Source organism: Leucothrix arctica (genome assembly GCF_003172895.1).
In the GTDB taxonomy this organism is placed as follows: Bacteria; Pseudomonadota; Gammaproteobacteria; order Thiotrichales; family Thiotrichaceae; genus Leucothrix; species Leucothrix arctica.
In genome coordinates this window covers 208,219-222,503 of record NZ_QGKL01000035.1, presented here as the reverse complement: position 1 = coordinate 222,503, position 14,285 = coordinate 208,219, and the positions used below count along the sequence as shown (strand labels likewise).

15 protein-coding genes and 2 tRNA genes are annotated in these 14,285 nt (G+C 43.9%); 4 read left to right on the top strand and 13 right to left on the bottom strand.

Features of this window, described 5'->3' with window-relative positions; translation table 11 throughout:
- Positions 1-110 precede the first annotated feature (110 nt).
- The 7 genes from DKT75_RS21835 to DKT75_RS13355 all read right to left on the bottom strand — a co-directional run bounded on the left by DKT75_RS21835 (position 111) and on the right by DKT75_RS13355 (position 5,332).
- The gene (locus DKT75_RS21835) at positions 111-287 is read right to left on the bottom strand and encodes a lipoprotein (RefSeq protein ID WP_158278870.1); all 177 of its coding nucleotides are present in this window, start codon (positions 285-287) and stop codon (positions 111-113) included.
- Between the two features lie 129 nt (positions 288-416).
- Positions 417-507 (bottom strand) — tRNA-Ser (locus tag DKT75_RS13380).
- 85 nt (positions 508-592) lie between these two features.
- Positions 593-683: transfer RNA gene (locus DKT75_RS13375), tRNA-Ser, on the bottom strand.
- A gap of 67 nt (positions 684-750) precedes the next feature.
- Positions 751-1,083 carry a DUF1820 family protein gene (locus DKT75_RS13370; protein WP_109823938.1) on the bottom strand — a complete coding sequence of 111 codons (333 nt, stop codon included), beginning with the start codon at positions 1,081-1,083 and terminating at the stop codon, positions 751-753.
- A 60-nt stretch (positions 1,084-1,143) separates the two neighbouring features.
- Complete coding sequence (locus DKT75_RS13365; protein ID WP_109823937.1) at positions 1,144-1,638, bottom strand: LPS-assembly lipoprotein LptE; 495 nt, start codon at positions 1,636-1,638, stop codon at positions 1,144-1,146.
- Between the two features lie 21 nt (positions 1,639-1,659).
- Positions 1,660-4,251, bottom strand: coding sequence for a leucine--tRNA ligase (gene leuS, locus DKT75_RS13360; protein ID WP_109823936.1), 2,592 nt, complete (start codon positions 4,249-4,251; stop codon positions 1,660-1,662).
- 115 nt (positions 4,252-4,366) lie between these two features.
- A complete protein-coding gene (locus DKT75_RS13355) occupies positions 4,367-5,332 on the bottom strand; it encodes a phosphotransferase (protein ID WP_211665424.1) in 966 nt (321 codons plus the stop codon).
- A 124-nt stretch (positions 5,333-5,456) separates the two neighbouring features.
- On the opposite strand from DKT75_RS13355, the gene DKT75_RS13350 reads away from it, so the two are divergent.
- Positions 5,457-6,464 carry a class 1 fructose-bisphosphatase gene (locus DKT75_RS13350; RefSeq protein WP_109823934.1) on the top strand — a complete coding sequence of 336 codons (1,008 nt, stop codon included), beginning with the start codon at positions 5,457-5,459 and terminating at the stop codon, positions 6,462-6,464.
- 65 nt (positions 6,465-6,529) lie between these two features.
- Here the strand turns inward: DKT75_RS13350 and pgsA are convergent, their stop codons facing one another.
- From pgsA to DKT75_RS13320, 6 genes are all read right to left on the bottom strand, one after another.
- Positions 6,530-7,081, bottom strand: a complete 552-nt coding sequence (pgsA, locus tag DKT75_RS13345) for a CDP-diacylglycerol--glycerol-3-phosphate 3-phosphatidyltransferase (RefSeq protein ID WP_109823933.1) — start codon at positions 7,079-7,081, stop codon at positions 6,530-6,532.
- Positions 7,082-7,119: 38 nt separating this feature from the next.
- On the bottom strand, positions 7,120-8,940 hold the full coding sequence (gene uvrC, locus DKT75_RS13340; protein ID WP_109823932.1) for an excinuclease ABC subunit UvrC: 1,821 nt from the start codon (positions 8,938-8,940) through the stop codon (positions 7,120-7,122).
- A 13-nt stretch (positions 8,941-8,953) separates the two neighbouring features.
- Positions 8,954-9,919 (bottom strand): beta-ketoacyl-ACP synthase III, encoded by a 966-nt coding sequence (locus DKT75_RS13335; protein ID WP_109823985.1) that lies wholly within the window; start codon positions 9,917-9,919, stop codon positions 8,954-8,956.
- Positions 9,920-9,929: 10 nt separating this feature from the next.
- The gene (plsX, locus tag DKT75_RS13330; RefSeq protein ID WP_109823931.1) at positions 9,930-10,967 is read right to left on the bottom strand and encodes a phosphate acyltransferase PlsX; all 1,038 of its coding nucleotides are present in this window, start codon (positions 10,965-10,967) and stop codon (positions 9,930-9,932) included.
- A gap of 92 nt (positions 10,968-11,059) precedes the next feature.
- Complete coding sequence (gene rpmF, locus DKT75_RS13325; protein ID WP_109823930.1) at positions 11,060-11,266, bottom strand: 50S ribosomal protein L32; 207 nt, start codon at positions 11,264-11,266, stop codon at positions 11,060-11,062.
- A gap of 38 nt (positions 11,267-11,304) precedes the next feature.
- Positions 11,305-11,838 carry a YceD family protein gene (locus tag DKT75_RS13320; protein ID WP_109823929.1) on the bottom strand — a complete coding sequence of 178 codons (534 nt, stop codon included), beginning with the start codon at positions 11,836-11,838 and terminating at the stop codon, positions 11,305-11,307.
- A gap of 164 nt (positions 11,839-12,002) precedes the next feature.
- On the opposite strand from DKT75_RS13320, the gene DKT75_RS13315 reads away from it, so the two are divergent.
- The 3 genes from DKT75_RS13315 (at position 12,003) to rlmN (ending at position 14,281) form a co-directional block, all read left to right on the top strand.
- The gene (locus DKT75_RS13315; protein ID WP_109823928.1) at positions 12,003-12,587 is read left to right on the top strand and encodes a Maf family protein; all 585 of its coding nucleotides are present in this window, start codon (positions 12,003-12,005) and stop codon (positions 12,585-12,587) included.
- Positions 12,588-12,720: 133 nt separating this feature from the next.
- Positions 12,721-13,152: a nucleoside-diphosphate kinase gene (gene ndk, locus DKT75_RS13310; protein ID WP_109823927.1), complete on the top strand. Its 432-nt coding sequence runs from the start codon at positions 12,721-12,723 to the stop codon at positions 13,150-13,152.
- A gap of 16 nt (positions 13,153-13,168) precedes the next feature.
- Positions 13,169-14,281, top strand: a complete 1,113-nt coding sequence (gene rlmN, locus DKT75_RS13305) for a dual-specificity RNA methyltransferase RlmN (protein WP_109823926.1) — start codon at positions 13,169-13,171, stop codon at positions 14,279-14,281.
- Positions 14,282-14,285: the final 4 nt, after the last annotated feature.

Below are 14,285 nucleotides of genomic sequence, written 5' to 3'. Positions count from 1 at the left end.
TAGGTGAATTTACCTATCACCCATCGCTTCTTCAGAAAAGAACGATGGGTGCATCCACAAAAAAGCCCGCTATAAGCAGGCTCTTTTAAAATAACGTCGAACTTAATATATTATTTAGTTTTTTCTTTTACATCTTTTCCTAAATCACGAATCGCTTCACCTGTGTTTTCTATAACTTGTCCTGCGCCCTTAGGGTTAGCTATTGTCGCACCCGCTGCACCAGCGACTACTGCAACACAACCAGATAGAAAATTAGTCAGTAATAATATCAAAAATATTTTCTTCATCGTATTTTCCTTTAATTTTTAGTCGCCCAAAATCGGTATTCAAAGAAACGAGTATCCCTAAAAAATAGACTGATGTGTATGATTTTTTACAGGCACAAAAAAGCCTGCAATAAGCAGGCTTTAAATGTATGGCGGAGAGACAGGGATTCGAACCCTGGGTAGGCTACAAACCTACGTCGGTTTTCAAGACCGGTGCATTCGACCACTCTGCCACCTCTCCAGTGCGCGTACTATAATAAAAAATTAAAGTAGACGCTAGTACTACGGTCATAAAAAAACCTGCTATGCAGGCTTTTTAAAATTCTTGGCGGAGAGACAGGGATTCGAACCCTGGGTAGGCTACAAACCTACGTCGGTTTTCAAGACCGGTGCATTCGACCACTCTGCCACCTCTCCGAAGAGCGCGTATAATAATCAATAATTAAGATACACGCCAGTACTTTATTAAAGTATTTTCTTTAAGCTATTTCTCTTCATCTGCAGCACTAGAAGCGCCAGGGAAAAGAGAGATATTATCACTCTCTTCATAGTCAGAAATCTTACACGTACCACGTTCTTTCACTTCATCAATACGAACAATGCTGTGCAGAGGAATAAAACTACGCTTTACACCGCTAAACTCAGCTTTAAGCTTCTCTTCACTAGGGTCGATAACTATATCGCTAGCATTGCCAAAAACAATTTCTTCAACTGCTAAAAATCCATACAAGTCAGACTCGTACACTTGTTTAGCAAAGATATCGTAAACCTTATCTCGATTGATAAAGCTAATTTTATAAAGCCGTGAATCGTTCACGTAGAACCCACCTTGTGTAAATTGATCGGCCTTTCTACCAGAAAAATCTTAGCACCGCAATCACGGTGTAATACTTTTAAGTCTCAGTAGAATCAAACGTGCCGCATCTTCACGCAAGGTCTTACGAATCTGCTCTTCTTCTTCCTGCTTACCCAGTACATAGTCAGAGTCGTAGTTAATGGTCTTATCTAAGCGAATGCGTTGTTTAGCAACCGCTTTACCATCCACCATTATTTCGTAATCAAAAACCAGGAATAACAAATATTGACGAACATCAAGGTCAGCATCATAGGATGCGACACGATCGTCTTCTTCTAAATTACTAATAACTAGCTGGGTACTGAGCCCTTTATCAGTACGTAGCTCACTACGCGCATCAATAAAGGCATCTCGCAATACATCGCCGAGCCCTTTTTCAAGGTCATTACCCTGTAAGCCAATCTGTTGGTATTCGGTCGGCAGCTGCGTTGTCTCACGTAGCTGAAATCCACACGCGCTCAACGTTAAACAGAGCACCGCACTTCCTACCAGCTTAGTCAACCGAGTCAATCGCATACTGCCTTCCTTTTTCGTGAGTTAGCCAACAACAATGTTAACTAATCGACCTTTCACCACAATCACTTTGCGAATCGTCTTATCTTCAATAAAGCGAACCACGTTCTCATTTGACTGAGCCAGTGCTTTGATAGTGTCTTCGTCCGTATCAACATCAACATCGATTTTACCACGAAGCTTACCGTTGACTTGAACCATCAACTGAACAGTACTCTGTACTAGTGCCTGCTCGTCTACTTCTGGCCAAGGGTAATCAATCACTGTGTCAGTGTTACCAAGACCATTCCAAAGCTCTTGAGCAATGTGTGGCGCGATAGGCGCAAGCATCAATACCGCAATTTCTAAGGCTTCCTGACGTACAGCACGAGTCTGCTCATCATTATCTTTAATCTTAGATATCTCGTTAATCAACTCCATATTCGCTGCAATAGCGGTATTGAAGGTGTAACGACGTTGCATATCATCCGTCACTTTCGTCAATGTTTGATACAACTTCTGACGCAAGCTCTTTAGTGAGTCACTCAAGTCAGACGTATCTAACTCAGCTTTTTCACCTGTAGAAACATGATCATTAACCATGCGCCATACACGCTTAAGGAAACGGTTTGCACCCTCAACACCAGAGTCAGACCATTCCATGCTTTGATCAGGCGGCGCTGCAAACATTGAGAACACACGCAATGTATCTGCACCGTACTGCTGAATCAGCGCTTGCGGGTCTACACCGTTATTTTTCGACTTAGACATCTTACTCATGCCCGGTGAATTAACTTCTTCACCTGTCGCTGTTAACGTTGCACCGGTTGCTTTACCACGCTCATCTCGCGCAATTGTTACATCCTGAGGAGCGATCCAGTTTTGACCACCATTATCATTCTCAGTGTAATACGTGTCAGCCAGTACCATGCCTTGCGTTAGTAGCTTTGTGAATGGCTCATCGCTATCCACTAGACCTTCATCACGCATCAGCTTATGGAAGAAACGCGCATACAATAAGTGCAATACCGCATGCTCAATACCACCAATGTACTGATCAACTGGCAACCAGTAATCAGCACGCTCATCCAACATAGACTTGTCGTTATCAGGCCCTGTGAAGCGTGCGTAGTACCAAGATGACTCAAAGAATGTGTCAAAGGTATCTGTCTCACGCGTCGCATCACCGCCACACGTTGGACATTTTGTTTCATAAAATTCTGGCATTTGCTTGATTGGCGATAAGCCAGAGTCGTCAAATGTTACTTCTGGTGGAAGCTCAACTGGTAGCTGGTCTTCTGGCACAGGTACTGCACCACAATCATCACAATAGATAATTGGAATTGGGCAGCCCCAATAACGTTGTCGAGAAACACCCCAGTCGCGTAAACGATAGTTGATCGTCTTACGGCCTTTAGTCTCAGACTTTAATAGCTCTGCAATAGCATCAAATGCTTCGTCCGAGCTTAATCCGTCAAATTTACCGGAATTAACCACAGTACCTTTTTCAATAAAAGGCGCTTCTTGAACATCAAAGTCATCACCATTTGCAGGTGCTATCACTTGCTTAATCGGTAAACCGTAGCTCTTAGCAAAGTCCCAGTCACGCTCATCATGTGCGGGTACAGACATTACTGCGCCTGAGCCATATGACATCAATACGAAGTTAGCAACCCAAACAGGCACAGTCTCGCCAGTCAGTGGGTGAATAGCGTAAGCGCCTGTTGGCATACCACGCTTTTCCATGGTCGCCATGTCAGCTTCTGCTGTTTTAGCATTCTTACAGCTATCAACAAAGGCTTTAAGCGCTTCGTCATTTTCCGCAGCAGCAAGTGCGATAGGATGTTGTGCAGCAACCGCTACATACGTCACACCTAATAAAGTGTCTGGGCGTGTGGTAAATACTGACATTACGTCTTCGGAGCCTTCAAGACCGAACTCAAGTTCTACACCTTCAGAACGACCAATCCAGTTTGCCTGCATTGTGCGAACTTGTGCTGGCCACTCTTCTAGCTTCTGAACATCTTCAAGTAACTCATCAGCATACGCAGTGATTTTTAAGAACCACTGATCAATCTCACGTTGCTCAACCAAAGCACCAGAGCGCCAACCGCGACCATCAACAACCTGCTCATTGGCTAGTACCGTGTTATCAACCGGATCCCAGTTTACCGTTGCTTTCTTACGGTAAACTAAACCTTTCTCTAACAGTCTTAAGAAGAACCATTGCTCCCAACGATAGTAGTCAGGCTTGCAGGTTGCTAATTCTCTCGACCAGTCATAAGCAAAGCCCATGCGCTGTAGTTGGCCACGCATATCGTCGATATTGGCGTCAGTCCAAGCAGCAGGCGGTACGTTATTTTTAATTGCAGCATTTTCAGCAGGAAGGCCAAATGCATCCCAGCCCATTGGTTGCAGCACATTCTTTCCCAGCATGCGCTGAAAACGGCTGATTACATCACCAATAGTGTAGTTACGCACGTGCCCCATGTGCAGCTTACCACTAGGATAAGGGAACATAGACAGGCAGTAGTACTTCTCTTTGCTTTCATCTTCAGTTACAGCAAAAGCATTTTGCTCGTCCCATAAAGTTTGAACGGCGGCTTCAACGGTAGAATGATCGTATTGTTCCTGCATAAGCGTACTGGTATTAATCTATAAAGAGAGGAAGGATACCGAGGATTGCTGATGTCTGCTAGTCATGAATCATAGTTAATAAAGGTATTCCTAGCATATAAGTTAAAAAAAACACCTAAAGCATCAAACTTTTCACCACCTGTTGAGCCAGTCGCTCACTATAACTATGTATTTTCCAATGATTAGGGCTCCAGCCTTTAAGAAAGCGATAAAAATCTGTCCACGCCACTGAATACAAAGGTCGCCATGCTTGTTCTACCTGCAAAGAGTCAATGGATGGGTAATAAATCAACAATGCTTTTTTGAGTGCGCCAAAGTAAATATCCAGCAACTCCGCTTCCATCTGCTCACATTCATCTTCATCTAGACAACTACCAATAAAATAAGCGACATCCTTCATTCCACAGCCACCACCGACATATTGGAAATCTACAGCGGCTACTTCTGCTCCATCTGACGAGAAACAAAAGTTAGCTAACTTAGCGTCACCATGAACGATTGTTTGAAAAGGTGCTTTTGACAACGCGTTATCTAACATTGATGCGGCCTGTTTAAGCTCACCCTCTTCCATGACTGCAAACTCATCAGGACGTGTGTCTAAGTGCCAGTAAGTGCCGACTTCCCACAGTCCGACGGGGTTTTCTTCCATGAAAGTTGCATGGAAATTTGCTAACCACGTTAAACATGCGTTGATTTCAACCATAGACACTGTGCTTTTTCGAGCGGGATAGCCACTTGCGTCTAAGTCTTCAAGCATAATAACAAACTCGCCCTCTTGTTGCTGTAGCGCTAATGTCTTAGGCACGCGACAATCCTCACCACAACGATGTGCCCAATCTTGATACCAACGACTCTCTACTTCATAAGAGCGTAACTTTCTAAGATGTGACTTATCCGTATTCCAACCGCGAGGATGTTGCGCCTGTTTTGGTAGGCGCACATGTTTGACGATTACCGAGCCACCAGTACCACCAATCAGCCCGTAACGATCTAAACTTCCGTAACCACTCCAAAGACTTTGAATGGTTTCAGCCAGAAAAATATCCTCTGCGCCTGTCGCTTTTAAAATCACTTCTTTCACGAATAAACCCACTTTTTAATAACAAACCATATACCAATACATTATATGCCACTTAGCCGATACCTTTGGCAATGTAACTAGTCTAGAATAAGATCTTTCTTTCATTCGCTTAAAGGACTTTTTCATGGATCAGCAGTGCACTACCCTCTCAAGCTTTATTATCGAAGAAAACCGTCGTCTTGGAGACAAGGCAACTGGCGAATTCACCGGCTTACTCAATGACATCAGCATTGCTTGTAAAGGTATTGCCGCACTTGTTAATAAAGGTGCACTAGCAGGTGTACTTGGTGTAGCTGGCTCCGAAAATGCTATGGGCGATGCACAAAAGAAAATGGATTTGATCGCAAACGATCTATTCATTGATGCATTACAGAACAATGGCCATTGCGCAGGCATGGCTTCAGAAGAGTTAGATGAAATTCTGACACTACCTGAAGGCAAGATCCGCGGTAGCTACCTTGTTACGTTTGACCCGTTAGACGGCTCATCTAACATGGATGTAAATATTGACGTAGGTGCAATCTTCTCAATATTGAAAGCGCCAGCTGATAAGAAAGATCCAACGGCTGCTGACTTTGCGCGCCCTGGTACTGAACAAATTGCAGCAGGCTATTGTCTTTACGGCCCATCATCTATGTTCGTATTGACGACGGGCAACGGTGTAAACGGCTTTACGCTTGACACAAGCATTGGTGAATTCATATTAACTCACCCTGATATGCTGATTCCTGAAACAACGAGTGAATTTGCAATCAATGCGTCTAACCAGCGTCACTGGGAACCTGCGGTACAACAGTACTTTGCTGACTGCCTAGCTGGCGAAGATGGCCCTCTAGGTAAGGATTACAATATGCGCTGGGTTGCAGCAATGGTTGGTGAGATTCACCGTATCCTTTGTCGTGGTGGTGTTTTCTTGTACCCAATCGACGCACGTAACCGTGAAGCTGGCGGAAAACTTCGCTTATTATACGAAGGAAACCCAATGGCGATGATCGTTGAGCAAGCTGGCGGAGTTGCTTCTACAGGTTATAAGTCAATCATGGATGTTGTGCCGAATGGCGACCCTCACCAGCGTGTTGCAGTGATCATGGGCTCTAAGCAAGAAGTTGAAATAATCCTTAGCTATCACTAATTACCGACAGCTTAAAATACTGAAGTTACAAAAAAGGCGCTAACGGTTAGCGCCTTTTTTAATGCTTATTTTTCGTCTGAGTTTGGACGAAATGCATCAGTCAAATATTGAATCATTGACCACATCGTCAATACTGTTGCTATCGCAAGGAAGATCAAACCTAACTCGTGGAAAGGAATACCCCATAGCGTCTTATCGTAAAGCAAAAATATCAAAGACATAATTTGTGCAGTGGTCTTTAACTTACCAATGAAAGCAACAGCAACCTTACTACGCTGCCCTACTTCTGCCATCCATTCACGTAACGCTGAAATCACCAACTCACGACTAATAATCAATGCTGCTGCGATAGTCACCCATGCATTCGCTTGGCTTTCTACGATTAAGATCAAGGCTACAGCGACCATTAACTTATCTGCGACAGGATCTAAGAAGGCACCAAAGCGTGACTCCTGCCCCCAGCGTCTTGCTAAGTAACCATCAGCCCAATCTGTAAGCCCTGCTAAACCAAACACTACGGCAGTGGCTAACGGATAGTCATAGTAAAACAACACCACCATGACGGGAATTGCTGCAATTCTGAGGTACGTCAGAAATATCGGTATGTTAAATATCATATTTTTACCATAGCTGATTATGTTACGACCGTAGACCGCTATTCACCATTAAACCGGTCGTAAATTTTTTCAGCCAAAGCCCGACTAATGCCGTTCACCTTAGCTAACTCTTCTACACTTGCTCGTGTAATCGCTCTTAAACCACCAAACTGCTTGAGTAGCTCTTGTCTCCGCTTAGGCCCTAACCCTTCTATACCTTCAAGTGGAGACGATGTACGTGCTTTCTGACGTCGCTGCCTATGCCCTGTAATCGCAAAGCGATGCGCTTCATCTCGAATTTGTTGTATCAAGTGTAACGCACTTGAGTGATGAGGTAACTCAACTCGTCGTTTACCAATGGTCAATGTATCTAGCTCAGCTTTTCGGCCTTCGCCCTTAGTCACACCGACGATATCAACACCGGAAATCTGTAGTGATGAGAGCACTTTAATCGCCTCACTTACCTGACCTTTTCCACCATCAATAAACAAAATATCGGGTAACTTAGCATCTTCCTCAACCTTGCCAAAGCGTCGAGTAAGTACTTGATTCATTGCAGCGTAGTCATCACCGGGCGTAATACCTTCTATATTATAACGTCGGTACTCACTCTTAATCGGCCCTTCTGGACCAAACACTACACGGGAAGCCACTGTCGCCTCTCCTTGGGTATGACTGATGTCGTAGCATTCCATTCGGTTTGGAATATAGTCTAATGACAACGCCTCTTGCAACGCATCCATTCGCTTTTCAACACTATCTTTTAATATCAGCTGATTTTGCAAGGCATGCAGCGCATTCCTAGTCGCCATATCAACCCATCGTGCACTAGTACCTCGCGCTTTAGAGGTCACCGACACCTTTCGATCCGACTTTAAATTAAGCATCTCGCTTAATACATCGATACCATCTGGCTCATGACTCAGAAGCAGCTTGGCAGGTATCGTACGACTGAGGTAGTACTGTCCGATAAAATGAGCCATTATGCTGTTTTCTTGCAAAGCCATTGCAGGAAGCTTAGGGAAATAATTACGACTACCTAAGTTATTACCACCGCGAATAGTCATCACCTGTACACAAGCCATGCCTGAGGCCAGCTGTAGAGCAATGACATCCACATCACCTTGCCCGCCACTTATGTACTGTTGCTGAGAAATCAGCCTGACTTTTTCTATTTGATCGCGGTAATCAGCCGCCTGCTCAAACCTCAACTGAGTCGCTGCTTCATCCATTTTAGACACTAATGAGTCGGTAAGTTGCTCATTTTTACCCTGCAAAAACTGAACGGTATGACTTATGCTCTCACGGTAATCTTCAGCAGAAATTTCGTTAGTACAAGGCGCTGTACAGCGCTTTATTTGATATTGCAGACACGGACGTGAGCGATTACTAAAGTAACTGTCTTCGCATTGACGTGCTAAAAATAGCTTTTGTAACTGCCCCAATGTCTCTCGAACAGCCCCTGCACTTGGATAAGGCCCAAAGAACTGGCCTTTCTTTTTACGAGCGCCACGGTGGAAAGTCACTCGAGGAAACTTACCATCAGACACATAAATATAAGGGTAACTTTTATCATCACGCAGCACCACGTTGTAACGCGTGTTGTGCTTTTTAATGAGGTTACTTTCTAAGAGTAGTGCTTCAGCTTCGGTTTCAGTAATGGTTATTTGTACGTTGCGTACTTGTTTTACCATTGACCAAATTCGAGGGTTTACTAGATTCCCTCGAAAATAACTGGAAACACGATTCTTTAAGTCTTTAGCTTTACCAACATAGAGCACCGTATTATCAGCACTCATCATGCAATAAACGCCGGGCTTATGTGGCACTGTTTTTAAGAATGCCTTGCTATCAAAAGTATCTGGCGTCGGCTCAGTCATAAGCTAGTACACACTAGTAGCGTATGAGTGCAGAACCCCAAGTAAAGCCACCACCGAACCCTTCTAATAATATTGTCTGGCCTCGCTGAATACGTCCATCACGAACCGCTTCATCTAAGGCTAAAGGAATCGATGCACTTGACGTATTACCATGCCGCTCAACCGTCACAACAACTTGATCCATCGACATTTTAAGCTTTTTCGCGGTCGCAGTAATAATTCTGATATTGGCTTGATGAGGTACTAGCCAATCGATATCCGACTTATCCATGTTATTGGCAGCCAATGTTTCATCAACAATACGACCCAATGTTTTTACAGCAAAACGGAAAACTTCATTTCCTTTCATCTGTAAGAACGCTTCACCTTTCAGATAAGCTTCACGCCCTTTTGAAATACCGCCCGTTACATTAAGTAAATGCTCGTAGCGTCCATCCGCATGAAGGTGTGTAGATAGTATTCCTGGCTCTTCATCAGCTTCCAGTACAACAGCACCTGCGCCATCAGCAAACAAAATACACGTACCACGATCAGTCCAATCGATGATATTTGACATTGCTTCTGCGCCAACAACCAATGCACACTTATGTGTACCGCTCTTAATAAACTTATCAGCAACACCTAAGGCATAGACAAAACCAGTACATACTGCTTGAACATCAAACGCCGTGCATTCATTAGTAATCTCTAAACGCTGTTGCAGTAGGCAGGCCGTACTCGGGAAAACGACATCCGCTGTCGTTGTCGCAAATACTATTAGATCAACTTCATTCGCTGTTTTACCAGCCATTTCAAGCGCAAGACGAGATGCGTGCTCGCCTAACTCGGAGACGGTCTCACCATCAACAATGTGACGTTCTTTTATCCCCGTTCGCTCAAAAATCCACTCATCAGAGGTATCTACCATCTTTTCCAGGTCATGATTGGTCAAAATCTTTGGCGGTAGAAAACTGCCCGTGCCCGTAATGCGTGAATACATAGTTAAACCTTTATGATGCTTTTGCTTGTTGCTCATCATCGACTAGCGCTTGCAAGCGATGACGAATTTTTTGTGGTACTTCTGCGATCACTTCTTTTCGAGCAACACTGATTGCGTTTGCTAGTGAAAAGCTGTCTGCCCCACCATGGCTTTTAACCACGATCCCCTGTAGACCCAGAAAACTTGCGCCGTTGTAGCTTCTAGGATCAAACTGTTTACTCAGTGCTTTTAGAACAGGCATCGCGACCAAAGCCATTAACTTAGTTAACAGGTTTTTCGTGAAGTGCTTCTTAAGCTCGTTAGATAACATTTTTGCTAAACCTTCTATAGTTTTAAGCGAAACATTACCAACGAAACCATCACAGACAACAACATCAACGTGATCGGAGAAAATATCGTCGCCTTCGACGTAACCAATATAGTTCAGGTGACCTGCTTTCAGCAAACGATTTGCAGATTTAACCTGCTCGTTTCCTTTTATGTCTTCCTGACCAATATTAAGTAAGCCGACAGTAGGCTCTTCAATACCATCGATAGCACGTGTTAACTCTGAACCCATTACCGCAAACTGATATAAATGTTCAGCCGTCGAGTCAATGTTAGCGCCCAAATCAAGCATATGTGTATGCCCGTTATTTGACGGAATTTGACTACAGATAGCAGGACGATCAATACCTGGTAGTGTGCGTAAAACGAACCGTGCTGTAGCCATTAAAGCCCCAGTATTACCGGCACTCACAACTGCGTCTGCCTCACCCTCTTTAACAAGGTTAATTGCTATACGCATAGAAGAGTCTTTTTTTCCACGCAACGCTAATGCGGGTGGCTCATCCATTCCAACGGTTTGTGAAGCATGGCGAACAGTAATGCGAGGATTATCAGCTGCGCTGTGTTGCGTAAGATGCTCGGTAATTTGAGCCTCATCGCCAACGAGAATAAGAGAAATATCATCGTACTTCTTTAGGGATTCCAAAGCAGCAGGAACAGTTACTGAAAGACCATGATCGCCACCCATGGCATCCAAGGATATACGGTAGTGCGAGCTCATGTCTGACTTCCAATGTTTTTTAGTGTGCAATACGAAAAATCGCGGGACAAGCCCGCGATTCTAAAGATCTTTGTTAGAGAGCGAATTATCGCTTACTCTTCGCCTTCGTCTAGATCTTCAGCTACTACTTTAGGAGCGATGATCTGACGACCACGGTAGAAACCGTCTGGAGTCATGTGGTGACGTAGGTGAGTTTCACCTGATACTGGATCAACAGACAATGTTGCTGGTGTCAAAGAATCGTGTGAACGACGCATACCACGTCTTGAACGTGTTTTTTTACTTTTCTGTACTGCCATGGTTCTAGCTCCAAGTAGGCAAACGACTGTGAAGTACGTTAATTTAAATTGCCTGGTTTCTTAAGATTTTGCAACACTGCAAAAGGATTTTCTTTCTCATCATCCAGTGTTTGCGATACGGTCTCTGGTAATGCCTCTATCAATGGTCGCGCAGGGTCACATTGATCATGCATTACCATCTGCGGAATATTTAACAAAATCTCATCTTCGACAAAATCTTGAAGGAAAATCCGCCCTTCTTCAACTAGATAGGTTTCGTGACTACCTTGTAGTCGCTCAGCCGCCTCATCACTTGTTACCATTACCAGATCAATTGGATGATCGATAATGTAAATACACGACTTCATGCAACGCTGACAGATCAGTTGTAACTGCCCTGTTAAGTGTCCATGTATGGAGGGTAAGTTTAATTCATTTTTTCCAAAAGATAACGTAGCTTCGATAACACCTTCGTTATCCGCTAATAGATCTGCGATTCGTGAGAAGCGATTAATCGGAAATTCGCCGTCGAGCTCGCGCCGCTGCTCGATAAGACGGAATGGATTAACTTCTATTGGTAACCTAGTTGACATAGGCGCGGGATTATAAGAATTTCTACCTAGGCATGTAAAGTATTTTTCGTTACTTTTCACTAAGAAAGGGTTTTATTAGCCTTTTATATGCATACTCGGTCAAATCGTTAGTCATAAGCACACCTATAATATGACTCCAGAAAGCCCATCAACACCAAATTATTATGTCTAAGCAATCTTTAGTACTCGCATCTAGCTCTAGTTTTCGTAAAGAACTACTAGAACGCCTCCACCTTACCTTTATTACTGATTCTCCCGATATTAATGAAAGCCTACTTTTAGATGAATCACCAGAAGACTTTGTAAGGAGACTTTCCTTAGAGAAGGCTCGCAAAGTTGCGTCTAGACACCAGGACAGCCTAATCATCGCCTCAGATCAATGCAGCGTATTAAATAGCAACATACATGGAAAGCCCGGACACCACGATGCTGCCGTTAAACAATTATTAGAAAGCTCAGGACAACAAGTCAGCTTTTTGACAGGCTTATGCGTACTCGATAGTAAGACTGGCAACTACGAACTCGCCCTTGTTCCTTATTATGTACACTTTAGAGAACTAACATTAGAGGAGATAGATCGATACTTACGACTAGAAACACCTTATAACTGTGCAGGAAGCTTCAAATCAGAAGGATTGGGTGTCACTTTATTTAAAAGTATGGAAGGAGACGACCCTTCTGCATTAATTGGGCTACCATTAATACGACTCTGCGGGATACTAAGATCATTTGGGCTAGAATTACCGTAAACATCCGGTAAAACATTGAAAGTAACTCATTATTCTGTTTACGCCCCATGCGACGAACAGTACAATGGCGCCCGAATTGCCCCCTATGGGCATCGAAGTATTTGGAATTTAACACTATAATTTGGAGTCTTTCATGGCTATCGAACGCACAATCTCAATCATTAAGCCTGATGCAGTTGCTAAAAATGTTATCGGCGAAATCTACTCTCGCTTTGAAAAGGCAGGCCTAACGGTTGTAGCTTCTAAAATGAAGCAGCTTAGCCAAGCTGATGCTGAAGGTTTCTACGCAGTACATAAAGAGCGTCCTTTCTTCAACGACTTAGTTTCTTTCATGACTTCTGGTCCTGTTATGATTCAAGTTCTAGAAGGCGAGAACGCTGTTCTTAAGAACCGTGAACTAATGGGCGCAACTAACCCATCAGAAGCAGACGCTGGAACTATCCGCGCTGATTTCGCTCAAAGCATTGATGAGAACGCTGTTCATGGTTCTGACAGTCTAGAAAATGCTAATATCGAGACTGAGTACTTCTTTGCAAAAGAAGAGCTTTGCCCTCGTCTACGTTAAGATTAAGGTTTAAGTAATGAGTCAAGCTGGTACGAAGAAAACGAATCTACTCGATCTGAGTAGTGACAAAATGAAAGCTTTCCTAATTGAACGTGGAGAGAAGCCATTTCGTGCCACGCAACTGATCAAGTGGTTACATCAGCATCTCGCTGATGACCTTGATCAGATGACAAACATTAGTAAAACCATGCGAGCGGATCTTGCCGAAGTGGCTGAGATCCGCCTGCCTGAAGTGATATTAGATCAAGCCTCTGAAGACGGCACCCACAAATGGGTACTGCGTCTACATGACGGCAACTGTATTGAAACAGTCTATATACCAGAAGCTGAACGCGGAACACTGTGCATATCCTCACAAGTAGGCTGCGCACTCGACTGCACGTTCTGCTCTACCGCAAGACAAGGCTTTAGCAGAAACCTAACCGTTTCTGAAATCATTGGCCAACTTTGGATTGCTAGAAAAGCCCTCCAACCTGACCCGAACTCAAGCCGCGCTGTTACTAACGTAGTAATGATGGGCATGGGCGAACCACTGCTTAACTTCGAAAACGTTGTTGATGCAATGTCCTTAATGCTTGATGACAATGCATACGGCCTAAGTAAGCGCCGCGTGACATTAAGTACCTCAGGTGTCATTCCTGCATTAGACCGCCTTCGTGATCGTATCGATGTTTCGCTGGCTGTTTCTTTGCACGCACCCAATGATGCTCTCAGAGACCAACTAGTCCCTGTCAACAAGAAATACCCAATTAAAGAATTACTCGCCGCTTGCCATCGTTTCTTAGAAGGCAAAGCAGCACGTGAACACATTACAATGGAATATGTAATGCTAGACGGCGTGAATGACACTGACGAGCATGCTCGTGAGCTGGCACACGTTCTGAAAGGACTCTCAGTTAAAGTCAACCTGATACCATTTAATCCATTCCCAGACACACGCTACAAGCGTTCGTCGAATAATAGGATTCACAGGTTCTATGATATTTTAGCGAATGCTGGCATGGTCGTCATGACCCGTAAAACACGGGGTGAAGATATTGATGCGGCTTGCGGACAACTTGCTGGTGAAGTTCAAGACCGCAGTCGACGCACTATCCACTTTGCCAAGCTGGAAAAAGGAATCACCTAGAAAA

Coding starts and splice junctions, on each gene's coding strand:
- ndk (WP_109823927.1), top strand. CDS start 12,721: ATGGCTATCGAACGCACAATCTCAATCATTAAGCCTGATGCAGTTGCT.
- DKT75_RS13365 (WP_109823937.1), bottom strand. CDS start 1,638: ATGCGATTGACTCGGTTGACTAAGCTGGTAGGAAGTGCGGTGCTCTGT.
- DKT75_RS13350 (WP_109823934.1), top strand. CDS start 5,457: ATGGATCAGCAGTGCACTACCCTCTCAAGCTTTATTATCGAAGAAAAC.
- DKT75_RS21835 (WP_158278870.1), bottom strand. CDS start 287: ATGAAGAAAATATTTTTGATATTATTACTGACTAATTTTCTATCTGGT.
- plsX (WP_109823931.1), bottom strand. CDS start 10,967: ATGAGCTCGCACTACCGTATATCCTTGGATGCCATGGGTGGCGATCAT.
- DKT75_RS13335 (WP_109823985.1), bottom strand. CDS start 9,919: ATGTATTCACGCATTACGGGCACGGGCAGTTTTCTACCGCCAAAGATT.
- DKT75_RS13320 (WP_109823929.1), bottom strand. CDS start 11,838: ATGTCAACTAGGTTACCAATAGAAGTTAATCCATTCCGTCTTATCGAG.
- uvrC (WP_109823932.1), bottom strand. CDS start 8,940: ATGACTGAGCCGACGCCAGATACTTTTGATAGCAAGGCATTCTTAAAA.
- DKT75_RS13315 (WP_109823928.1), top strand. CDS start 12,003: ATGTCTAAGCAATCTTTAGTACTCGCATCTAGCTCTAGTTTTCGTAAA.
- pgsA (WP_109823933.1), bottom strand. CDS start 7,081: ATGATATTTAACATACCGATATTTCTGACGTACCTCAGAATTGCAGCA.
- rlmN (WP_109823926.1), top strand. CDS start 13,169: ATGAGTCAAGCTGGTACGAAGAAAACGAATCTACTCGATCTGAGTAGT.
- rpmF (WP_109823930.1), bottom strand. CDS start 11,266: ATGGCAGTACAGAAAAGTAAAAAAACACGTTCAAGACGTGGTATGCGT.
- leuS (WP_109823936.1), bottom strand. CDS start 4,251: ATGCAGGAACAATACGATCATTCTACCGTTGAAGCCGCCGTTCAAACT.